The following is a 22,642-nucleotide window of genomic DNA, read 5'->3' on the forward strand; positions in this document are numbered from 1 at the left end:
CCGGCTTGCACGCCGGAATCGTTCGATGGGCGCAGAGCAGGCTCTGCGAATTCCCCATCTCACCCCCCGACCCCTCCCCACAAGTGGGGAGGGGAGATTCGTGCGTCGCTGACGCGACTTTCACATTAACGGATATCCGCCTTCGTGAGCCGCTGACGCGACCTTCACCTCAACTGGCCCAGCCGAATTGCAACAGGTAGTAGAAGGCTGGCGCCGAAAGGCAGAGCGAGTCGAGTCGATCCAGCATTCCGCCATGTCCGGGAAGCAGGCTGCCCCAGTCCTTGATGCCACGGCGACGCTTGATCGCCGACATCGCCAGGCCGCCGAGAAAGCCGAGCAGGGTCAGCAGCAGCGAGATCAGCGCCGCCTCGGGAACCGTGAACGGCGTCATCGGTGCCAGCCAGATGCCGAGAACGCTGGCGGTGACGATGCCGCCAACAGTCCCTTCGACCGTTTTCGCCGGCGAGAGCCTGGGGGCGATCGCGTGCCGGCCAGCGAGCTTTCCCCAGAGATATTGCAGAACGTCGCTCGACTGAACGACCAGCAACAGAAACACCAGCAGGTAGCCATTGCGATCCGGATGGCCGCTGATCGGCAAGTTCAGCAGCGCCGGGATATGCGAGACCGAGAACACGCAGATCAGCAGTCCGCCCTGCAGCGTGCGCACGTGCCGCCGGCAGTCGCCGCCGTTGGCCTCACGCAGAGCCACCAGCAGCGGCAGGCCGATGAACACCAGACAGGGGATGAAGCTGCCGTAGAGCGCGTCGCTGCCATTCCAGACCAATAGATACTGCAGCGGCACGACGAACACGAAACTGCCCACTTGCAGCGTTTGCGGGATCATGCCGGGGGTTTCGCCGGCCAGGAATTCGTGCAGTGCGGCCAGGGAAGCCAGGCCGAACAGCAGGGCCACGCCGCTGCGGCCCGCACACATGGCCAGTCCGAACAGGATGGCCATCGCCCACCAGGCATGGATGCGGCTGTTCAGGTTATCGATGGCGGCATGGGCCTGGCGCCGGGCGACCGTGAACTTGAGCACCTGTCCGAGCAGCGAAGCGACGATCAGGACCGTGCCGATACCGGCGATCAGTGGCCAGGCATCGTCTGGAAGTGTCGGGAGCGGGGGGCTGGTCATCCGCTCACGATTTCGGCTGCAGATACTGCTGCTGCCAGCAGCGAAGCAGATCGATCTGGGGAGGACCGAGGACCACGGCCGGACGCGCCTTTTGCACCTGTGCAACGGCTTCTTCAGTGGTTGCGGCAATCCCGGCACGCAGCAGCCAGGCCGCAGCCACCAGCGCGCTGCGTGCAAAGCCCAGCGCGCAGCAGACGAGCACCGGTCCGGCGGCACGCGCTTCTGCGATGGCCGCCGAAGCATGCTCGATCTGTTCCAGGCTCGGCGGCACCAGATCGAGCATCGGGATGACCGTATGGCGCAAGGCCGGCGTCGGACAAGGCAGTTCGGCGCAGACATCGACGATCACCGTAATGCCGAGACGCTGCCCTTCGGCGGATGTCGGCAGCCGGCCGAGCAGGACACCTGCCGTGACCGGATCGGCCATCGCGAGCTGACGGGTCCACCCGCGCGAGTTCAGCCAGGCGCAGAGCAGATAGGGTCCGAGCAGACAGCGCACGGCAAGAGGCAGCGAACCGTCAGCGCGTTTCCCGAAGGCCTCGGCGTCGAGCAGCAGGTAGATCGCAGCGACCAGCGCCAGCGCGCCGGACAACCAGAGCAGCCACAGCCAGGCGCCGCCGCCATAGGCCGCCAGGCCGCCCACGGACAGCGCCGCCATCGCGTAGGCCAGCGCCAGATGCCACCGCGATCGCTCGCGGCGCAGAGCGGCACGGCGCAGCGGTGATCTGGCGTCGGTCGGAAACACCCACAGCACGAAGCAGCCGAGCCACAGTCCGGTCGGAATGTCGAAGAAGTGGTGCTGCCAGGTGGTCAGCACCGACACCCCGATCAGCAGGGCGACGCCCACGACCAGCCCCTGGCAGGCACGTGGCACGGCGCGCAGATACGGTTCGAGCAGCACCACGAGCAGGGCGATGTGCAGCGATGGCGCCTGGTTGTAGGGCTGGTCGAAGCGCATCAGGGCGGCGAACATCCAGCCGAATGCGCCGCTCACTTCGCCACGCTCGAAAGTGCAGCGCAAGGGGAAGAGCAGGAAACAGCCGACGGCGATCAGTTGCGTCAGCAGCAGACGCCAGGCATGTGTGTCGAGCTGACGCCGTGTCGTGCACAGCAGCAGGGAAAAGCCATAGAGCAGGTCCATCAGCCAGTACGGAACGATGGTCCAGGGCAGCAGCGGAATATGGCGCTCCCAGGCGAAGACGATGAATCCGACCTCGGATCGCTGGCTGCTGACCCAGGTCGCAAAGCCGTAGCTGGCAAAGAAGAATGGCCCCAGGAACAGCAGCCAGGCCAGAGCCCTGCGCCAGGGACGGGCTTCGGCAACGGGTCCGGCGACGCCTTCGCTGCGGTGCGAGTTCAATTCCGGCGGGCGAGTGAGACCGTGAACATCCCCCAGTCGTCGATCCATTGCTCGATCTTCGTAAATCCCGCGGCGCGCACCAGTTCATCCAGTTCGGCCTGTGTGCGGCGGCGCATCACCCAGGCCTGGTGGCCGCGATGACTGGTGAGCGTGCGCGCGATCAGCTCGATCTGCGGATGCCAGGGTTGGCCGGTGTAGACCAGGTAAGCGCCGGTGTCGACAGCCTGGGCCAGGCCGCGCAGCGAACGCATCACCCGTTCGTTGTCGGAGAAGAGTTCGTAGAGGCCCGAAACGATGACCAGATTCGGTCTTGGCGTCAGTGCAGCGAGTGCCGCTTCGTCGAAAGCGTCGGCGGTTTCGAAGCGGGCGATGTCATCGAGTTGCCTGGCAGTGATCAGGGCCCGCCCCTGGCGGACGTTGAGGTCACTGAAATCACGCAGGACGATCGATTGCGGGCGCTCCGGCAACTGCGCGATGGCGTCCAGGACGTAACGTCCATGACCGGCGGCGGGATCGGCAATGCACAGTGCCTGGCCGTCGTCCCGGAGTCCGTTTGCCGCCAGGGCAATCGCTTGCAGCAGGTGGGATCTGCGCACCCGCACGCCACGCCAGCCGATCGAATCGAGGTAGCCGCGATCGATCAGCCGGCCGATCATCAAGCGGCCGCTGGCCTGGTTCTGGTAGACATAGTCGAGGCTGCTGCCGGAATCGAAGCCGGTCGTCAGACCGATCCGGATACCGTCCGAGAGGCGACCCAGGGTGCGCATCGCCAGGCGGGTCATGGCGAAATGGAGGGCGCGCGGCGAAAAGGGCGGCAGCGGCTGGCGAAGACGGATCTCCTCGTCGCGCGTATGGCCGTCGCGATGCGCCTGCAGCAGCGAATCGCTGGGCAGGGAGGCGCTGAACATGCGCTCGATGAAGGCGCGGATCCGGTCGATGGCGAGCTTGCGGTCGCGTTCCCCGAGTGTGTCGTGGAGGAAGCCGGGGAGCAGGTGGCGCTCCTTGACCGGCGATCCCAGCCGTTCGAAGAAGCGCTCCTGTGGCGCGCGCTGCACGACCCAGTCCTTCCCGGAGATCAGCAGTTGCAGCGGCAGGCGGATGGCGGCGGCATCCGTGACGACCCGGTCGGCAGCATCGTAGAGACCGAGCAGAACACGCGCCGAAATGGCCCGGGTGATCAGCGGGTCCTCGTCATAGGAACGCACGCGCTCCAGATCGTGGGTCAGGAATTTGGCCTTCACATAGGAGGTGATGAAGAAGTTGCCGAACAGTCGCTGCAGCAGCGTCAGCCCCGGCCGGGCCAGGGGAACATAGAGCTTGACCTGGAACGCTGGAGCGGTCAGCACCAGGCAGCGGATCTGTGGAGCGTAGTCGTGCGCCCAGGTCGCGGCCAGGACGGCGCCGACGCTCTGGCCGACGACGGCAAGATCGCGGCTGGCGATGGCGTAGCCGTCGCTGACATGCCGGACGAAACGGTCGAGGTCCTTGACCAGGGCGGCAAAGCTCGGACTGTCGCCGCGTTTGCCCGGCGAGCGGCCGTGCCCACGCGCGTCCCAGGCGAACATCGCGAAATCATCGAGTCCGAGTTCGTCGACGACATGCTGCAGTCGCCCCGAATGCTCGTGGCCGCGGTGAAGCAGCAACACCGCCCGGTCGGCGCTGGCGGCACCGACCGGTGGCCAGTAGCGGTAGAACAGCGTCGTGCCATCGTGAGTGGTGAATTGTTTTTCCTGCGCGACACGCATTCTGATGGGCCTCCGATGGGTATGCCGATCGATATTTCTATGAACCCTTGCCGGTACTTTCTGCGACAAGGCCGTACCTGACCCGGTTGACGATGGTCATCAGCAACAACGGCACGAGCAGCGCCATCACGACCGACAACCAGGCGCCGGGTGCGACGCCGACGCCGAGCAGCAGTCCGAGCAAACCAAAAACCAGCGCCCGGTCACTCTTGCCCATCGGTCCGTCGTTGCGGCGACCATGGCCGCTGACTGCTCCCAGCACCCCGGCCATCTCGGAGGCATTCGCCAGACAGATCACCCCCACGGTCAGCGCGGTGCCGACTTCGGGAAGGAAGGCAAAAGGCAGGTACAGTGCCGCATCGGAGAGCGGGTCCGACAGTTCGTTGAGGTAGGCGCCGAGTGTCGAGGCCTGACCAAATTCACGGGCAAGCATGCCGTCGATCGCATTCAGCGCCATACGCAGCAGGAACCACAGCGGCAGCAGCAGAAACCATTGCCGTTGCCCGCTGTGCGCGGCGAGGGCAAGACCGCCGCCGAGCAGCAGCGAAGCGGCGCAGGTGCCCGCAGTCACCTGGTTGGCACTCAGACCAAGCCCGTACAGGGCGCGTGCGGCCGGGCGCAGCAAGGCCTGGAAGCGGGGTTTCAGGGCATAAAGACTCATCAACACAGGCACGGAGAGTGAATGGTCAGGATGATAGCCCAATGTGTCAAGGAGATTGCTGTGAGCGGGGGTGATTCATGATTCATGGAAAGTGATGCGCCGGTCAAACGATGCGCGCTGGCGTCGATTCACCGCGGGGGACTGGACGCGGCCACCGTCACTGCCCACCAGGGGCCATGCGTGCGGCCCAGCTGCGCGGCCCAGTACCAGGCGGAAACGTCGCTCCATTGCTGGCCGTCCAGGGAATCGATCCGCTCCGCCACCTCGAGCCGGGTGGCGCCACGGGTGGCGAGGAATCTCGACCAGTATTGGTCGCCAACGATTTTGATGGCCAGGGCTTCGACGCCGTAGCCGCTGGCCTTGAAGCAGTCGCTGCTGGGGTGGAGCTGGCGGCTGGCGTGCGTCACCCAGCGCAGAATGATCTCCCGCTGGCCGTCGGTGAAGCGTCCGACGCGGCCGGGAAAATCCTTCTGCAAGCGGTCTTCGAGGGGCGTCAGCGGCAGGACGGTCAGCGGACGACCCTCGAAGCTGCTCGGCCAGCCGGGGAAGGGCACGGCCGCCGGTTCGGCACGGCCGACCCCATGGGCCAAAGGGGCCAGGGCGGCGAGCAGGCAGAGCAGTTGCGCAGGTCGGGTCAGCGCAAGGTCACCCGACCCCCTGACGGGAGGGCATGCCGGCTCTGCGGATGGCGTCCGGTCGATGCGGTACAGCCCGTGCATGATCAGCAGTCCGGCCGTGACGAACACGGACATGCCGGCGGCCGTGTGTGCCCAGACAGGCAGCACCAGCAGGCCGGTCTCCAGGTAGAACAGGGCGGCGGCGCGGACGGCATTGGCGGCGATGACGAGGCTTCCAGTGAGCGCAGCGGCGGCCAGTGTCTGCCGGGGCGAAAAGCGGAACAGGGCGGCGGCCGCCGCCATCAGATACGCGCCCGCCCAAAGCATGCGGAGGCCGCTGCACGGGGCGTCGATGGCGATCTGCCGGCCATCCCAGAGCAACACCGCGCCTTCCAGCTCGACAGCGAGGCCATTGAGTCGCAAGAGCGCGACGGCCAGCGATCCGGCCAGTACCCGCAGCGGGTAGCCGCCATAGAACTGGAGCGAAGCCGTCAGCGGCAGCGCCAGCAAGGCCAGCAGCGCGACCGGAAAATCGAGGCGCCGGCCGAGCCGCCAGGCACTGCCCAGTGCGGCCAGGGCGAGGGCGGCCAGGAGCGCGCGCAGGGACATCGGCAAAGCGGCCAGGGTAGCCGCGGTATACAGCAGCAGCAAGGCTGCTGGCAGGGCCAGGGGGCGGTCGGGTGGCGACGCGGGCGCCGCTCGCCACAAGGCGCCGATCGCCGTTGCCAGCGCCAGCAAGCCCCAGGGATCGTTGGAATCGTCGAAGCTGCCCCGGACATACCAGACGAGAACCGGCCAGCAGGCAATCGCCAGCGCAGCGAAGAGCGCGACGCCGGCGTGCCTGCGTAGCATCACGCCCGGCGGGTCGGCCTGGCCTGCCGGCGGCGCAGCAGCAGCCAGGCCAGGAGGAGCAGCACCGTGGCGATCAGCATCCATTCCTCGGGTTCGGGAATGGTCGGGACGCTGCCCTTCTCGACCGGCCGCAGGCCGGCCTCATCGTATTGCTGGCTGGTTTCGAGAACGACGGCGCCGCTGACCGGGGTGACCAGATGGTAGCGCAGGGCGAGGTCGGTGGCGGCCTGCCGCCCGGACTCTCCTTGTTCGAGAAGACGCCCGATCTGATCGGCGGCCCACAGGCGCGCCAGGTGCCCGGAGGTTTTCGTGGCCGGGTCGTGGACGACGCCTGCGGACGCCCGTTGCTCGCGATGGACGAGCGTTTCGGTGGTGCCCGGCGTCCAGCGGGCGAAGAGCCGCTCGAGGTCGGCCTGCAGGCCGTCGTTGCGGTATACCGGCCGCACCGCCGGCAGCAGATCCAGGGCTTCGAGGACCCGGTTGGGGCCCGGGATGACTTCGAACGGATACAGGCGCACCCGGCCAGGACGTCGCTCGGCGTACTGCAACAGCGGTTCGACGCTTCCCAGCAGCACCGGCTGCGGGCCATGCAGCCAGAGGACGGCCGCCGGAGATCCTGCGGCCGCCCAGTCCCAGGCCCTGGCCAGGGCCTCCAGGTTGTTCTGACCGCCGGCGAATTCGAGCCCCTGCAGGGCCTTGGCCGCCTGTTCCGCAGTCATCGCGCCGCTGGCCGTACTGGCGATGTCGGTGGCCGGAAAGAAGCCCAGCTCCAGCGCACCGGGCAGACGCGCCAGCGCGGCGGCGATTTCCCTGGCGGCGGGCGCCAGCGAGCCGGATGCATCGACCACCAGCGCCAGCCGCCGCGGCGGCTGCACCGGCTGTTCCTGGTAGCGCTGGACGATCACCCGGCCGGGGCCAGCGCCGGCATCGTCGCTCCAGACGGTGCGCAGCAGCGGATTCCGGGGAACGTCGATCCAGGTCGTCCGGCTGCCCAGTTTTTCATTGTCGATCTCGCCGCGCAGGGCGTGGCCGGCATCGGCGACCCGTTCCGGGCGCAAGGGCCCGGTGCCGGTCAGCGGCGAGTCCGCTTCGAGCCAGACGGAATGGAAAAGCTTCGGCCCGATGTCGAAATTGCGCTCGCGAAAAGCCGGCAATTGCAGTCTGGCCGGCTGGCCATCGCGGATCAGCAGCGGCACGGTGATGCCCAGGCGGACCTTCATCTCGCCAGCGTTGGGCGGGATGGGGAACAACTGGACCATCACCCGGTCCTGGCCGGCGGTGGTGACCAGCACCGGGTCCTGGCGGCGGCGGACCACTTTTTCGTAGGCCTGCCGGGTCTGTGCACGGGTACCGAAAGCCGCCTCGCGCTCCTCGCCATCGATCCACAGCGTCAGGCGCGATACCACGGCTCCCGGTGGCAGCGCGATCTGCGCCCGGCCTTCCTGCTGCCTCGCCGTATCGTTCTGCAGGACCATCGTCCATTCCAGATAGGCCAGGCTGGCCTTGGCATCGACCGATCCGTCGATGCGCGAAGCCGTCAGGCTGACGCCGGTCAGGCGGCTACCCACGACGCGGCCACCGATGTCGCGGTCGAAACCCCGCTGCCAATCGCGCAAGCCCCGGATGGCCGGTTCCGGCAGGTCGTTGAAGGCCTGGCCGGTGACCTGGTAATAAACCTTTCTCGCCTCGATCGGGCTGACCGGATCGCCGAGGATGAGCAACAGGCCGATCGGGTCGGCGGACAAGCCGGAGCGCGCATAGCACAGATGCCGCAGCATTTCTTCGTTCCCGACCGCGCGCAGCCAGCGCAGGCCAGCCTGCCGGGTTTCCGGTTGGGCACTGGCCGCCATCTGCGCACCGAGGCGCGTCAGGGTGAACGGCAGGTCGATGACGATCAGGGCCAGCATGGCCAGGACCCACCCCCGCCACGCCGCCGGCAACCGGGCGCTGCCCTGATCGCTCAGGCGGCGCTTGAGCAGCACGCGTCCCCGCCAGGCCGCCAGCAGTGACAACAACGGCGCTAGCGGCAGCAGGCCGATGCCGAAGTACAGGGCCATGAACGGGGCGAAGGGCGTCAGCGGCAGATAGAGCAGCGCGTAGAAAGCGGCGATGCCCATCGCGACCGACTGCAGCCAGGCCAGCGCTGCGCTGGCGCGCACGCACGGCTGTGCCAGCTCGACCAGCACCCAGGCATTGGCCAGCGGCACCAGAGCAATCAGCAAGCCATGCGGAAGGCTTGGAATGGGGTCGAAGAACGACTCTGCGCTGGCCTGGGTATAGGCCTCGAAAGCGAGGGTGAGGGCCGGCAGGATGACGCCCGCCAGCAGGATGAACCCTCTGGACGCGAGGTAAGGATCGCGCGCGGGTAGCCGGACAAGGGTCTCCCGATCGCCATTCGACGCCCGATCCGCTTCGCCGCTCATCGGTTTCTCTCGTTCTAGCCACCCTGGTAGGCGGTGTAGGCCTGGTAAGCGGCAAACACGGCCAGGACCAGAAAGAAGGCGCCGCTGATCCGATGCAGCAGAGCCAGCGGAATTTTTTGCAGGATGGTGCGGCCCGCCAGGATTCCCAATGCCGAAGTGGTGGCCAGCGCCAGGGTGGCGCCGAGCCAGATCGCGGCCGGTGCGTGCACACTGCTCAAGGCCACGACCGCGAGCTGCGTCTTGTCGCCAAATTCAGCCACCGTCAGCAAGACGAAGGTGGTGAAGAAAATGCCATGGCCACTCTTTTCCTCGATTTCCTCATCCTCGTCGTCCTCTTCGGCGCGCAGCGCGTGCATACCGAAGAGGGCGAAGAGGATGGCCACCGTCGCGCTGACCACGTATTCCGGCAACCAGCTGGCAATGGCGGCGCCGAAAACGACGGCCAGGGTGTTGAGCAGCGAAAAGGCCGCCAGCGCACCGAGCATCACCGGCATCGGCCGATGCCGCGAGGCCAGGGTCATGCACACCAGCTGACTCTTGTCGCCGATTTCGGCGGCGGCGATCAAGGCAAAGCTGGTGGCCGCCGCCGCCGACAGCTCGACGATGTCGCCAGTGCCCAATAGGGATGAGATGTGCGGCAGCAGACCCTGTGGATCATCCATTCTGTTCTCCGGAAAAGTGTCGCCGAGAGGAAGCGACGTGGCTGAGCAATGCGGCAAAAAGCCCACAATTATAGCCTGCATGCTCGGCAAGGAACGATCCGGGAAAGGATCGGAGGTGATCCAGCGACACTTGCAAACTTATTCCAGCCGAGCTTGCGGGTCGAACTCCCTGGCCGTTGTCACCGGCCGACCAGGTCCTAGCAACGAGATTCCCGCCATTCACCCGTCTTGCGATGAGCGCGCGTGGCACGGATCAGGGCACTGGTTGCGCGGCGTGCTTGACACGCAGAACCTGCACCGTGCACGCCTCGTCCAGAACCCGGTAGAAGACAATGTAGTTCGGATGCACGACCAGCTCGCGGATGTCTGGCAGTCGACCCGGCCGGCCGAGTGCTGGGTGATCTGCCAGTAGCGTCGTCTTGTCGCGTAGCGGCTTGCCGAAGACCCTGGCGATCGTCGGGTTGTCCTTGCCGATGTACTGGACGATGGCCCGCAAATCCTCGCGTGCCATCGTCCGTCATTCAATGCGCTAGGCCGTGTCCGCCACGTTTTGGTTTCGTCACGGATGGAGTGGCGCATGCCTGCGATCTCTAGGCCGACAGAAAGGTGGCCGGGTCGGCGTCCATCTCGGCCATCACTTCTTCGTGTGGGATGCTCGGCCGTGGGTCGTCAATCGAGGCCTGAAGTTCGGCGGCCACCCATTTGCCATAGGCGGCGGCTGCGTGCGCGTTGCGCATGGCCTGGGCGCGTTCTTGTCGGCTCTGGCGCATGTTCTTCTGGTCGGGGTTCCAGTCGGTCGCGTCGATCTTGGCAACGGCAATGCCAAGATCACGCAACACGACCAGCGCGGAGGACGGATTGCCGAAGCAGCGCGGCTCGGTACTGCGGGCTTTGGACAGAATGGCGTCGTGGCCGCTACGCGTGTGGCGATTTCCAGGAAGAAGCCACCACCATGCCCTTTCAAGCTGACCCCGACAACCCCACAGGCGCCGACGGTCGCCCGCAACTCCGCCAGAGTCATGCTTTTCATGATGGGTTTCTCGATCGCTTGAGTGACAACATAGAAACAAATTTGCAGGTTTGATAGACAAATTGCAAGCGCCGACGACATTCTCCAAGCGCACCCAAGGCGCTTTGCCGCGGAGCCGCCGCGCGTCAAGCGGAGTAGGTTGGGCTGAGGCACGAAGCCCAACAGCAAGACGGTCAACCCAGATCGTTGGGCTTCGTGCCTCAGCCCAACCTACGGGCTGATGAAGATCTGGCTGCCCATCGGCGTATTCTCACGGAAAAGTCGCTGGTTTTCCCTGTCGGCTAAAGCATGGCAGGCAATTCCCGTGTCGACTGCCCGTATGCTGATGTCTATGGACATTGTTGAACCAAGTCAGTCTTTCCGGCAGCACCGACACCTTGCCGGCGCCTCTGCGCAGAACGCAAATGCTCCGTCTTCTCGCCGCAAGGACAGGAAAACCCGCTCGACCACCGGAATGGGCGATCACTGTGCGGGGGGCTGCCGCACCACGGCGCCAGGAGCGAGGAGATTGTCCCGACTTGCGGCGACGGCTGGCCGGGAAATCATTGGCGAAAAAAACGGGAGCCGAAGCTCCCGAATTTCCGTCACGCATGTAGTGGTGGCGATGCAGTTCAAGCCTTCCGTCGACGAAGACCAGCGAATCCTGTCAGCGCCAGGCCAGCCAGGGCGAGAGAACCCGGTTCCGGAACGTGCCCGTTGGTGTCATAAACGATGGTGTCGATCGCGAAATCATCGTTGCCGACAATCTGGACTCGCCCGATCCCGCTCACGCTTGCCACCACATGTGCCACCGAGCCAGGGCTTCCGAAACTGTCCAAGGAAAAGGCGTCGCTGTCGAGTAAGGTACCGAAGACATCGAAGAAATTCACGGTGAAACCGGGTGCGAATGATCCGTTTATGAGGTCGAATGCAAAAGAATTGACCGGAGATACGAAGGTAAGGTCAATGCTGCCGTCCAAGGTTCCGTACAGGTTATCGCCGGAAGTCTGCATGTTAGCCCAGCCGCCCGAATTCATCACCCGGGCCGACGATCCGGAACTCACCGTCAGGTCGGAATAGGTGATCGTTGGACCGACACCGCTGTCGACAAAACAACAGGTGACGGGGGGCGAGGTGAACTCATCGAAGTCGCGCGTTACGGATGCCGCGTTCGCTTCCAGCACACCGAAGATTGAAAGAGTTGCCAGAAGCATTGCATTACGTTTCATGATCGTTCCTCTGAAAATGGTTTGGGGGGTAATTTGGCTATCTTCCATCAAGCAAATTATGGGCCAGCAATTCAACTCTATGTTATATAACAAATGATGTATTTTCCTGAGCAGGCCTTTGTAAAAAAATCCGACACTGGGTAGCGTGCCGACTTGTGCGCGGTGGCGGGGCCTGCCCCTGGGCGGCGGACAGCACGACGGCCTGTGCCGCCGGGCCGAGGTCGCCCCAGACGTTGATGAAGTAATAGCCGGCCTGGTCGAGAACGTCTTCCTCGACAGCGGCGAGGTCGGCCGGCGTCGCCGATTGGCGCTTGTCGTCGTTGAGGCGGTCGACGAGCAGCGAGCCGTAGAGCTGCGTCAGGTAGGGCTGGCCGCCGCTGCGGTCGACGGCGGCTTCGGCGATCGCGAGCGGGATCGTTGCCGGTGGGAATTCGTCGATCGGGCGGGTCAGCAGGCCGACCGCGGTCGGACGGTCGAGGTAGCCGAGGCGGATTTCGCGCAGGTTGATGAAGTGGTCGTTCCACAGCGCGTCGAGTTCGTCGAACGGCGCCGCGCCGGCGACCAGCAGGCGGACGCGGCGGCGGTGCTGGATCGTCGCGCGCAGCAGCCCCATGAACTGCCGCAGATCCTGCCCGTGGCCGGGGAAGAGGCTCGCCAGACGTTCGAACTCGTCGATGCAGATCAGTACCCGCGGTACGGCAGTGAAGTTTTCGAGCGCCTCCAGCCACCGCCGTAGCGCCTCGATCTGCGGGCCCTCGGGAAACGCCGGCAGTTGGAGGCGGCGGTCCTGATCCGCCTGAACGCGCGCCTGTTCGGCGAGCGCCCGGTAGGAGGCGAGCGGCGGCGTCGCCGGATTGTCCTAATTCGCGCAGGTTCCGTATTGACTGAAGCCTTGCTAGACTGCCGTCGCACTCCCCGATCCCCAACTCCCGCTCCATCATCAAGCCCCGAGAGGCAGTGACCAGCAAACGCGCACTTTGCATCGACATCACGACCGCCGCCTCTTGCCGCTTGACGATGCGGGGCAACTGGCGCCCGACGATGTGGCACGCGCCTGCGCCCAGCCTTTTGACTGGAACCCGACATGAAACCCCACGCTTTCATCGCCATGCCGTTCGGCAGCAAACCCGGTCACGACGGCCGGCCGATCGACTTCAATCGCGTCTATGCCGAATACATCCGGCCGGCGCTGGAGGCGGCGGGCCTCGAGGTCTTCCGGGCTGACGAGGACAGCCGCGCCGGCGATATCCGGACCGACATGTTCCAGGAGCTGCTGGTCGCCGATCTGGTAGTTGCCGATCTGACGCTCGACAACGCCAACGTCTGGTATGAACTGGGGGTGCGGCACGCCTTGCGCGCACGCGGCGTGGTCCTGGTGCAGGGGCCGCGGCCGAACCAGCCGTTCGACATTTACACCGACAGCAAGCTCAACTACTCGCTGCTCGACGGTGCTCCCGACCCGGCGAAGCTGCCGGCCGAGCGTGACGCGCTGACCGCGATGGTGCGCGCGAGCATGGCGACCTCGACCCGGCGGAAGGTGAGCCCGGTGTTCCAGTTGATTCCCAACCTGGAACAGCCGGAATGGCGCCGGCTACTGCTCGCCGAGCGCAACGAGTTTTCCGATGCGTACGACAACTGGTCGAGCCGCATGGAAGTCGCGCGCCAGAAAAACCGGCCAGGCGACATCCTGGTCCTCGCCGACGAGACGCCGATGCGCGCGCTGCACATCGAAGCCAGGCGCAGCGCCGGCAACGCCCTGCTCAAGCTCAAGCAGTACGAACTGGCGCTCGAGCAGTTCGAACTCGCGCTCGAGATCGATGCCGACGACAAGGCCAGTCGCGAGAAGAAGTCTGTCTGTCTGGGCCGCCTCGGACGTTTCGAGGATGCACGGGAATGCGTCAGCCAGCTCACCAACGACCATCCGCGGGACGCCGAATCCTGGGGGCTCGCCGGTCGCGTCGAGAAGGAATGCTGGCTGGCCCGCTGGCGCCGGCCGGGGCTGACGCCGGCAGAGATGCACGCGCTGGCGCGGGACGAGAACGCCACCCTGGGCGAGGCGATCGATCCCTATTACCGGGCTTTCGTCACCGACCCGACGCATCACTACTCGGGAATCAACGCGCTGACGCTGCAAGTGTTGCGCCGGCACTGCGGCGGCGAGGCCAACCAGAGCGTGATCGACAATCTGATCGGCGGCGTGCTGTGGGCCAGCCTGACCGCCCAGGAGCGAGACCGCAAGGATTACTGGGCGCGCGCCAGCTACGCGGAACTGTGCCTGCTGGTCAACCCGCTCGACAGTGTCCGCAAGGAGTACGGCAACATGGTCGCGGCCGCCAACCGCGACTGGTTTGCCCTCGACTCGAGCCGGCAGACCCTGACCCTGCTGCGCGACCTCGGCTTTCGTCCGGACGAGACCGCCGTCGCGCTGGCCATCGTCGACCGCGAGATCGCCCGCATCACACCGCCGTTCGAGCCGCGGCAGGTGCTGCTGTTCAGCGGCCACATGATCGACGGCCCGAAGCGCGTTCCGCCGCGCTTTCCGGCGGAACGGGAGGCGCTGGCGGCCGAGCGGATCGGGCAGGCGCTCGACCAGCTCGGTGCCGGGCCCGGCGACCTGGCGCTGGCGCAGGCTGCCAGCGGTGGCGACCTGCTCTTCCTCGAAGCCTGCCAGGCGCGCGGCGTTCGCCTGCAACTGCTGCTTCCCTTCGCGGAACCGGAGTTCATCGAACGTTCGATCCTGGCCGCCAGCAATGGCGAGCAATGGCGCCAACGCTACTTCGCCGTGACCGCCGCCGCCGAGGTGACGCGCCGCCTCATGCCCGACGAACTGGGTCCCTTGCCGAAAAGCCGAAGCGGCGAGCCGGCGAACGCCTTCGAACGCTGCAATCTCTGGTTGCTGTACACCGCGTTGGCCTGGGGAGCCGGCAAGGTGCGTTTTCTCTGCCTGTGGAATGGCGGCGGCGGCGACGGGCCGGGCGGCACCGCGCACATGTACAACGAAGTGAAGCGCCGCACCGGCCGGGTGACCTGGCTCGATACGCGCACCCTGTGGTGAGCGAACCGCGCGTACCGGCACCCGCTCGACGCGGCATTCGCTAGAACGGCGGCGGGCAGCAGAACGCCAGCGGCCGGGCCGTCTCGGGGTGCGCGAAGGCCAGGGACTCGGCGTGCAGCAGCAGGCGTTGGCCGGCGCCGCCAGCCTGGGCGTAGAGTTCGTCGCCAATGATCGGGTGACCGATCGCCAGCAGGTGCACGCGCAGCTGGTGGGTGCGACCCGTATCCGGCCACAGCGCGAGGCGCGTGGTGTTGGTGAGCGGATCATGGCTCAGCACCTGGTAACGCGTCCGGGAGGGCTTGCCGGCCAGCGGGTCGACTTTCTGGCGGGGGCGGTTGGGCCAGTCGGCAGCGAGCGGCAGGTCGATTTCGCCGGCCAGCGGCGGCAATCCCTTGACCACCGCCACATACCGCTTGTCGACCTGACGATTGGCGAACTGGGTGCCCAGCCTTCGCTGCATCGTCTTGCCGCGTGCCAGGACCAGCAGGCCGGAGGTGGCCATGTCCAGACGATGGACGATCAGCGCTTCCGGGTACTCGGCCTGCACGCGTCCGGCGAGGCAGTCCTGTTTGTCCTCGCCACGGCCGGGAACCGAGAGCAGACCCGCGGGCTTGTTGACCACCAGCAATGATGCGTCGAAGTAGACGATGGCGAGTCCGTCGTCGCGTGGCGCGGGGCAGGTGAGGGCGGCAAGGGTGGGGGTACGGGCGAGGCTCATGGCGGCGGGCAGGGGTCAGACTGAGTAAGCGAATCGTCGCGCCTCCGCCGGAAGACGGCGGCGGACCCAGCCCGGCACAGCGCGTGCATTGCCGGCGACGGGATGGTCCTGGCCGGGATTCTCGGCCGGAGCGCCTCAGGATGTCGGTGTCGGCATTCCTCGGCCGATCCGCAGCGCCTGGCTGGCGCCGCAGAGTGCGTCATGGACTGTCCGGCATTGTCACCGATCGGGTGCTGCGCATGCAAGCAACCCATAACCCTTCACACGCCGAGGGTGCGAATGAAAGTGTTGGGAGGTCCCGATATGTCCCTCCCCCCTCGCGGGGGAGGGGTGATCACCGATGTCAACGCATCTCCATTGAACAAGGGACTTTGACCAACACTTTCAATCACACCCCACGCCGACAGGAACCGGGGGACGGATCGCTGCTATGGCATAATCCGGCGCACACCATGTCGCCAACCGGAGGGGGGACCGCAGGGTGACGAGTACCCGCAACGCGTCAAGGAACGCTGCACGCATCTTCATCAGCTACCGTCGCCAGGATAGCGAGGCGGCGGCGAGCCGGCTGGCCGAAGACCTGCGCCGGCACTTCGCTGACGAGCAGGTTTTCCAGGACTTTTCCAGCATCGATCCGGGCGCCGATTTTGTCGAAGCTGTGCAGCGCGGGCTCGATACCTGCGCCGCGGTCGTCGTGGTCATCGGACCAGACTGGCTCAAGGTCGTCGACCGTAGCGGCCGCCGGCGCATCGACCTTCCGGAAGACTGGGTCAGGCACGAGGTCGGCGAGAGCCTGCGGCGTCCGGGTGTGCGCGTCTTTCCCGTGCTGGTGGGCGGCGCCGACATGCCCGGCGTCGCCGATCTGCCGGTCGAACTGCAGCCCTTGACCCGCAGGCAGGCGTTTCCGCTGACCGTCCGCCACTGGCCGAAGGATGTTGCGGAACTGGCCGAGCACTTGCGGCGGGTGCCGGGGCTCGATCGGCCGCAACGCGTGACCGGGCTCGTGGACTGGCTCAGGAAGATCGGCGCTGGGAAGGGGTGGCGGTGGTCGGGAGTCGCCGTTGCCGTATTGGCCGCGCTGGGCTACTGGTGGTCCTCTTCCCGGGATCCCGCCGGTCCGCGCGTGACCAAGCTGGCCGATCCGCCCGTGGTCAAGCCAACCGATCCGCCCACCGCCAGGCCAGCGGTGGCGGCGCCGCGGACGGAGCCTGATCTACATCCTGAGGCGGAGACCACGGAGACAGCCCGTCCGGCAAGGAAAGCCGGCGAAGTCTTCCGCGACTGCAGCGACTGTCCGGAGATGGTGGTCATTCCCGCGGGCCGATTCCTGATGGGTTCGCCCAAGGGCGAATCGGGGCGAAGCAATGACGAAGGGCCGCAGCACGAGGTGGCGATGGCACAGCCTTTCGCGGTCGGGAAATACGAGGTCAGCTTCGCCGAGTGGGATGCCTGTGTGGCTGCCGGCGGCTGCCGGCACAGGCCCGACGACGCGGGCTGGGGTCGCAGCCGACGGCCGGTGGTCAACGTCAGTTGGGAAGACGCGCGGACCTACGTCGCGTGGCTGGCCAAGAAGACCGGCAAGGGCTACCGTATGCTGTCCGAGGCCGAGTGGGAATACGCGGCGCGCGCCGGGACGACGAGCTCCTACCCGTGGGGGAACGAAGCCGGTCAGGGCCGCGCCAACTTCCAGGGTTCGGGCAGCCAGTGGAGCGGCAAGCAGACGGCGCCGGTCGGCAGCTTTGCGCCCAACCGTTTCGGGCTGTACGACATGATCGGCAACGCCTGGGAATGGACACAGGATTGCTGGAACGAAAGCTATTCGGGCGCGCCAGCCGAAGGGTCGCCGTGGCTGAAGGGCGACTGTGGCCGGCGGGTGGTGCGCGGCGGCTCGTGGAACCTCCAACCTGAGGACGCGCGGGCGGCCTTCCGCAGCTGGGTCGTGCCCGGAGACCGGGATATCATCCTGGGTTTCCGCCTCGCCAGGAAGTTCTGATCTCCTGCCTCTTGGACTCTTGACCTCTTGCCGCCAACGTGTGGCGAGACGATGCGGGCAAGCCAGACACTGTCCTCGCTGGTCGGTATTCTTTCGTGACCGCGCGAAGCGGCATGGCAGGCGGCGAGGGCGGCGCAGGAAAATCGCCAGGCGGCAACGCTGATCCAGCGCAGGTAGCCGGCGGGAAGGATCTGCCACCCCTGATGATGCCGCGCGGTGCGCATTTTCCGCCATGCTTCGGCGCACGAACCGGTCAGTACGGCGGATTGCCGGCAACTCCCAGGCGACTCGCCACCTCCCGCAGCCTCTTGTCACGTGTCCACAGGGAGGCGCCCGGCGTCAGACGCACAGCGGCGAGCAGGTGGGCGTCGACGTAGCCAATGCCGAGTCCGTACAGTTGGTGGCTTGCGATGAAGCGCATTACCTCGGGGTCGGTGGCCGTGTTGGCCTGCGGCAGATCCTGCAGGGCTACCAGGATGACTTGCCGCCCCCGCAAGTTACCGAGCGCCAGCTCGCCGATGACGAACGGGTGGCTGAGGACGCGCCCGGCCTGCAGATGTTCCCTCAACCCGGCGTCGCCGCTGCGCAGGTGATCGATCCAGACCGAAGTGTCGACCAGGATCACGCCGGCTCCGTTTGTCGCCTCGGCACATCGGACAGTGCGGGTTCGCTACCGCCGAGCAGCGCCAGGCGACGAGCGCTTTCACGCTCGACCAGGGCTTTCAGTGCTTCCTTGACCAGGGCGGACTTTTCGGAAATGCCGGTCAGCACCTGGGCCTTGGCGATCAACGCGTCATCGAGGGCGAGAGTGGTGCGCATGCGATTGCTCCCTGGGTGGTTTGTGCGCAGTTTAGCATCGTTTGATGTCGATGTTCATGCTGTGTCGGGCGGGGGCATAGGCGAGGGTGTGCGGAATGGAGCACCCTGGACTGGCTCGGCGGCGGAACTCGGGAGCAGCGACCCGCCGCTCGCGCCACGGGCCGACCGGCGCAGCACCCGGCAATTCCATTACACTGCGCATTCCGTCGGCGTCGCTGACGAATCTCTACAGGAGAAGCACGTGAGTATCGCCATTCCCCCCTTGACGACGATTGCCATCGAGTTCGCGGACGGGATCGCCGAGATCCGGTTGAATCGTCCCGAACGTTCGAACGCGATGAACGAGGCGATGTGGCAGGAACTGCGCACGGCCTTCGACTGGGCGGACGCGACAGCCGAGGTGCGCGCCGCGATCCTGAGCGGCGCCGGGCGAAATTTTTGTGCCGGGATCGATCTGGCGATGCTGGCCGGGGTCGGTCAGGCGGTCGCACATCGCGACCCGGCGCGCAGCCGCGAGGCGCTGCGCCGGCTGATCCTCGATCTCCAGGATTGCCTGTCGACCGTCGAGCGTTGCCGCAAGCCGGTCCTGGCGGCGATTCAGGGCGCCTGCATCGGCGGCGCGATCGACCTGGTGACCTGCTGCGACATGCGTTACGCAACCGCCGAGGTGCAGTTTTCGGTGCGCGAGATCGACGTCGGCATGACCGCCGATGTCGGCACGCTGCAGCGTCTGCCGCGGCTCATCCCGGATGGCGTCGCGCGCGAGCTGGCCTACACCGGCCGCAGCGTCGACGGCACCGAGGCGAAGGCGATCGGGCTCGTCAATCAGGTCTACGCGACTCCCGAGGCGCTACTCGACGGAGTGCGCACGATCGCGTCCCGCATCGCCGCGAAATCGCCGCTGGCCATCCGCGGCACCAAGGAGATGCTCAACTACGGCCGCGACCATTCGGTGACCGATGGGCTGAACTACGTCGCCACCTGGAACGCAGCGATGCTGATGTCCGCCGACCTCGACGAAACGCTGGCCGCGATGCGCGAGCAGCGTCCGCCACGCTTCCTCGACTGACCGGCGCTGCCGGCGGCATGCAGACGTTCGTCCATCACGTTGAACTGGCGGCACCACTCTTCGTCCTGGTGCTCGTCGGCTATGTGCTGATGCGCGGCTTCGCCTGGCCGCAGGCGATGTCCGACCACCTGTCGCGCTTCGTGTTTTCCGTTGCCCTGCCGGCGATGCTGTTTCACCTGATGAGCGACCTTTCGCGGTTGCCGCCGGTCGATGCGCGGCTGCTGATCGCCTTCTTCGGCGGCTGCCTGATCGTCTTCGTGCTTGGCCGTCTGCTCGCCTGGAAACTCTTTTCGCTGGATGGCGTCGGGCAATCGGTCTTTGCCCTGGGCGGGGTGTTCTCGAACAACGTGCTGCTCGGTCTGCCGCTGGCGAAGATCGCCCTCGGCGACGCGGCGGTTCCTTCGGTGGCGCTGGTACTGGTCTTCAACGCGCTGATCCTGTGGACGCTGCTGACGGTGTCGATCGAGTGGGCGCAGCATGGCAGCTTCTCGCTGCACGGTTTCGCCCAGACGGCGCGCGGCGTGCTGACCAATCCGATCGTCGCCGCGATTCTCACGGGCACGCTCGTTGGACTGAGCGGCGTGCCGCTGTCCGCTCTCGTCGCCCAGCCGCTGGCCATGGTCGGCCAGGCGGCGGCGCCGATGGCGCTGGTCGCTCTGGGCATGGGACTCGCCGAATACGGGGTGCGCGACGGTTGGCGGATCAGCGTCGCCATGACGCTGATGAAGCTGATCATCCAGCCGCTGGTCGTCTGGCTGCTGGCGCGCCTGCTCGGCCTGCCGCCGATGGAAACGCGGGTCGTCGTGCTGTTGGCGTCGCTGGCGGTCGGCGTCAACGTCTATCTGATGTCGCGCCAGTTCAACACCCTGGAAGCACCGGTGGCGAGCAGCCTGGTGCTGTCCACCGCGCTGGCGGCACTGACGACGCCGTTGACGTTGGCGCTGACGGGGGCTTGAGTTGCCGGGGCAGCCGGCGGAACGGTCCGGCGGGGCTTGCGCCCTGCGTTCGCTGTGACCGGCGTCGCCGTCGGCCAGCAGCAGCGCGAGGAAGGCGTCGGACAGCCCGAGCACCGCCAGCGTGAAGCAGACGACGCCGAGCAGGGCGAACGGGGCGAATGCCAGCGCCTGGCCGATCATCGCTTAGCGCGCCAGCATGAAGTAGGCGACCAGGTAGGGCAGCGCGAAGCCGCCACCCTGCAAGGCGAGGCCGTCTTGGGCAAGGCGTCCAGTTCCAGGCGCGGGAGAGCCTGTTGCGCTTCGATTTCCATCAGGCGCGGTTCCAGGGCCGCCTTGCTCGCGGCGGCGGCCTGACGTTCGTTGCCGTGCCAGGCACCGACGAGGGTGCCGAACACGCCGTCGACCGCGCCACCGAAGAGCAGCCCGATCAAGCCGCCGAGGAGCGACATTGCTTCGCTCCTAGACGCAGTCGCCGCGCATCCCGGCGACTACCGCCTGCGTGCGTTCCGGCGTCGCCTCGGCGGCCGGGATCGCGGCGCCCATCACGAGTTCGATCTTCGAGAACACGCCGCGAGGGAAGGGGCGGGTCATCGCCGGGCCGTTCTTGCGCGAGAAGAAGCTGCCCCACAGCCCGCGCAGCGCCAGCGGCACCACCGGCACCGGATTGCGCGCGAGGATCCGGCTCATGCCCGAACGGAAGGGACTGATCTCGCCGTCGGCGGTGATCTTGCCCTCGGGGAAGATGCCGACCAGATCGCCGGCGTCGAGCGCGCGGCCGACTTCGGCGAAGGCTTGCTCCATCATCGCCGGATCTTCCTTGGCCGGCGCGATGGGGATGGCGCGGCTGGTGCGGAAGGCGAACTTGAGCAACGGCCAGCGGAAGATGCGGTGATCCATGACGAAGCGGATCGGGCGCTTGCAGGCGGCCATGATGACCAGCGCGTCGACGAAGCTGACGTGGTTGCAGACGATCAGCGCCGGGCCGTTCTCGGGAATCGCGTCGAACTCGCGCACGCGCAGGCGGTACACCAAATGGATCAGCATCCAGACGATGAAGCGGAGCAGGAACTCGGGCACCAGGCCGTAGATGAACAGCGCCACGGCGGCGTTGCACACGGCGGCGACGGCGAACAGCATGGGAATCGAGAGGCCGGCCGCCAGCATGCCGGCGGCTGCGAGCGCGCCGACCACCATGAACAGCGCGTTCATGATGTTGTTGGCCGCGATGATGCGCGCGCCGTGCTCGGGTTTGGAGCGCTGCTGCACCAGCGCGTAGAGCGGCACGATGAAGAAGCCGCCGAAGGTGCCGATCAGCAGCAGGTCGGCCAGCACGCGCCAGGTCGAGGCCAGCGGCATCAGGCCCAGTGCGCCGAGGCCGGCGGCGGGCGTGGCCGGCGAGGCCAGCGCCAGATCGAAGGCGAACACGGTGAGGCCGATCGAACCCAGCGGCACCAGGCCGAGCTCGACGCGCCTGGCCGAAAGCTTTTCGCACAGCAGGGAGCCGATGCCGATGCCGAAGGTGAAGGTGGCGAGCAGCAGCGTCACCGCCGTTTCGCTGCCGCCGAGCACGTTCTTGGTGTAGGCGGGGAACTGGGCGAGGAACAGCGCGCCGAAAAGCCAAAACCAGGAGATGCCCATGATGGAGAGGAACACGGCCGGCTTCTCGCGGGCGAAACCGATGTTGCGCCAGGTCTCGGTCAGCGGATTGGGGTTGATCGCCAAACTCGGTGCAGGCGGGACGGCGACGGGAATCGCGCGCGCGGCCAGATAGCCGGCGCTGGCGATCGCCAGTCCGACGGCGGTGATCCAGGCGGTGCCGTCGCCGGCGCAGGCGAGCAGGCCGCCGAGCAGGGTGCCGAGCAGGATGGCGACGAAGGTGCCGGCTTCGATCAGGGCATTGCCGCCGACCAGTTCCTCGCTTTTCAGGTGCTGCGGCAGGATAGCGTACTTGACCGGGCCGAACAGCGTCGAATGCAGGCCGAGCAGGAACAGGCCGGCGAACAGCACGGCCAGGCTGTGCAGCCAGAAGCCGGCGCCGCAGACCAGCACGATGGCGATCTCCAGCAGTTTGACCAGCCGCGCCAGCGCCGCCTTGTCGTACTTGTCGGCGAGCTGGCCGGCGGTAGCCGAGAAAAGGAAGAAGGGCAAGATGAAGACGCCCGCCGCCAGGTTGGCCAGCAGCTCGGGCGCGATCGTGGTCCAGCTCGCCGCCTGGAAGGTGAGCAGCACCACCATGGCGTTCTTCAGCACGTTGTCGTTCAACGCACCGAGGAACTGAGTGACGAACAGCGGAGCGAAACAGGAGGTTCGCAACAGGCCAGGTTGATGGCTCATGGGTG

Annotated in this window: 20 protein-coding genes; 4 read left to right on the forward strand and 16 right to left on the reverse strand. The window is 66.5% G+C overall.

Annotated elements, in window-relative coordinates:
• Positions 1–169: 169 nt before the first annotated feature.
• The 11 genes from AW06_RS07255 to AW06_RS07310 form a co-directional block, all read right to left on the reverse strand.
• Positions 170–1,135 (reverse strand): phosphatidate cytidylyltransferase, encoded by a 966-nt coding sequence (locus tag AW06_RS07255; RefSeq protein ID WP_273704473.1) that lies wholly within the window; start codon positions 1,133–1,135, stop codon positions 170–172.
• A gap of 4 nt (positions 1,136–1,139) precedes the next feature.
• Positions 1,140–2,543 carry a phosphatase PAP2/dual specificity phosphatase family protein gene (locus AW06_RS07260; protein WP_273704474.1) on the reverse strand — a complete coding sequence of 468 codons (1,404 nt, stop codon included), beginning with the start codon at positions 2,541–2,543 and terminating at the stop codon, positions 1,140–1,142.
• Positions 2,492–4,240, reverse strand: a complete 1,749-nt coding sequence (locus AW06_RS07265) for a bifunctional alpha/beta hydrolase/class I SAM-dependent methyltransferase (protein WP_034947924.1) — start codon at positions 4,238–4,240, stop codon at positions 2,492–2,494. The genes AW06_RS07260 and AW06_RS07265 overlap by 52 nt, the downstream gene beginning before the upstream one ends.
• A 37-nt stretch (positions 4,241–4,277) precedes the next feature.
• The gene (locus AW06_RS07270) at positions 4,278–4,904 is read right to left on the reverse strand and encodes a CDP-alcohol phosphatidyltransferase family protein (protein ID WP_034948020.1); all 627 of its coding nucleotides are present in this window, start codon (positions 4,902–4,904) and stop codon (positions 4,278–4,280) included.
• 125 nt (positions 4,905–5,029) lie between these two features.
• The gene (locus tag AW06_RS20085; protein ID WP_273704475.1) at positions 5,030–6,454 is read right to left on the reverse strand and encodes an archaeosortase/exosortase family protein; all 1,425 of its coding nucleotides are present in this window, start codon (positions 6,452–6,454) and stop codon (positions 5,030–5,032) included.
• The gene (locus tag AW06_RS07285) at positions 6,370–8,793 is read right to left on the reverse strand and encodes a VIT domain-containing protein (RefSeq protein WP_273704476.1); all 2,424 of its coding nucleotides are present in this window, start codon (positions 8,791–8,793) and stop codon (positions 6,370–6,372) included. The genes AW06_RS20085 and AW06_RS07285 overlap by 85 nt, the downstream gene beginning before the upstream one ends.
• A gap of 14 nt (positions 8,794–8,807) precedes the next feature.
• Positions 8,808–9,455 (reverse strand): TMEM165/GDT1 family protein, encoded by a 648-nt coding sequence (locus tag AW06_RS07290; RefSeq protein WP_034947926.1) that lies wholly within the window; start codon positions 9,453–9,455, stop codon positions 8,808–8,810.
• Positions 9,456–9,708: 253 nt separating this feature from the next.
• Entirely contained in the window at positions 9,709–9,966 is a 258-nt protein-coding gene (locus tag AW06_RS07295; protein WP_034947928.1) for a type II toxin-antitoxin system mRNA interferase toxin, RelE/StbE family, read from the reverse strand.
• Between the two features lie 79 nt (positions 9,967–10,045).
• Complete coding sequence (locus tag AW06_RS21465; RefSeq protein WP_337958769.1) at positions 10,046–10,294, reverse strand: hypothetical protein; 249 nt, start codon at positions 10,292–10,294, stop codon at positions 10,046–10,048.
• A gap of 802 nt (positions 10,295–11,096) precedes the next feature.
• Complete coding sequence (locus AW06_RS07305; protein ID WP_273704477.1) at positions 11,097–11,693, reverse strand: PEP-CTERM sorting domain-containing protein; 597 nt, start codon at positions 11,691–11,693, stop codon at positions 11,097–11,099.
• Positions 11,694–11,775: 82 nt separating this feature from the next.
• The gene (locus AW06_RS07310; RefSeq protein ID WP_273704478.1) at positions 11,776–12,306 is read right to left on the reverse strand and encodes a hypothetical protein; all 531 of its coding nucleotides are present in this window, start codon (positions 12,304–12,306) and stop codon (positions 11,776–11,778) included.
• Positions 12,307–12,777: 471 nt separating this feature from the next.
• On the opposite strand from AW06_RS07310, the gene AW06_RS07315 reads away from it, so the two are divergent.
• Positions 12,778–14,748 (forward strand): TRAFs-binding domain-containing protein, encoded by a 1,971-nt coding sequence (locus AW06_RS07315; RefSeq protein ID WP_034947932.1) that lies wholly within the window; start codon positions 12,778–12,780, stop codon positions 14,746–14,748.
• 40 nt (positions 14,749–14,788) lie between these two features.
• On the opposite strand, the gene AW06_RS07320 is transcribed toward AW06_RS07315, so the two are convergent.
• Entirely contained in the window at positions 14,789–15,466 is a 678-nt protein-coding gene (locus tag AW06_RS07320) for a pseudouridine synthase (RefSeq protein WP_273704479.1), read from the reverse strand.
• 481 nt (positions 15,467–15,947) lie between these two features.
• On the opposite strand from AW06_RS07320, the gene AW06_RS20090 reads away from it, so the two are divergent.
• A complete protein-coding gene (locus AW06_RS20090) occupies positions 15,948–17,459 on the forward strand; it encodes an SUMF1/EgtB/PvdO family nonheme iron enzyme (RefSeq protein ID WP_138679101.1) in 1,512 nt (503 codons plus the stop codon).
• A 253-nt stretch (positions 17,460–17,712) separates the two neighbouring features.
• On the opposite strand, the gene AW06_RS07330 is transcribed toward AW06_RS20090, so the two are convergent.
• Complete coding sequence (locus AW06_RS07330; RefSeq protein ID WP_034947934.1) at positions 17,713–18,084, reverse strand: type II toxin-antitoxin system VapC family toxin; 372 nt, start codon at positions 18,082–18,084, stop codon at positions 17,713–17,715.
• A complete protein-coding gene (locus AW06_RS07335; protein WP_034947937.1) occupies positions 18,081–18,278 on the reverse strand; it encodes a type II toxin-antitoxin system VapB family antitoxin in 198 nt (65 codons plus the stop codon). Before AW06_RS07335 ends, AW06_RS07330 begins: the two co-directional genes overlap by 4 nt.
• 241 nt (positions 18,279–18,519) lie before the next feature.
• On the opposite strand from AW06_RS07335, the gene AW06_RS07340 reads away from it, so the two are divergent.
• Both AW06_RS07340 and AW06_RS07345 read left to right on the forward strand, forming a co-directional pair.
• Positions 18,520–19,347, forward strand: coding sequence for a crotonase/enoyl-CoA hydratase family protein (locus tag AW06_RS07340; protein ID WP_273704480.1), 828 nt, complete (start codon positions 18,520–18,522; stop codon positions 19,345–19,347).
• A gap of 17 nt (positions 19,348–19,364) precedes the next feature.
• Entirely contained in the window at positions 19,365–20,303 is a 939-nt protein-coding gene (locus AW06_RS07345; RefSeq protein WP_034947939.1) for an AEC family transporter, read from the forward strand.
• Positions 20,304–20,479: 176 nt separating this feature from the next.
• Here AW06_RS07345 and AW06_RS07350 read toward each other — a convergent pair whose 3' ends face one another.
• Positions 20,480–20,752, reverse strand: a complete 273-nt coding sequence (locus AW06_RS07350; RefSeq protein ID WP_034947941.1) for a hypothetical protein — start codon at positions 20,750–20,752, stop codon at positions 20,480–20,482.
• A 10-nt stretch (positions 20,753–20,762) separates the two neighbouring features.
• On the reverse strand, positions 20,763–22,637 hold the full coding sequence (locus AW06_RS07355) for an MFS transporter (RefSeq protein ID WP_034947943.1): 1,875 nt from the start codon (positions 22,635–22,637) through the stop codon (positions 20,763–20,765).
• Between the last annotated feature and the right edge of the window lie 5 nt (positions 22,638–22,642).

It is taken from the genome of Candidatus Accumulibacter cognatus (assembly GCF_000584975.1).
GTDB lineage: Bacteria > Pseudomonadota > Gammaproteobacteria > Burkholderiales > Rhodocyclaceae > Accumulibacter > Accumulibacter cognatus.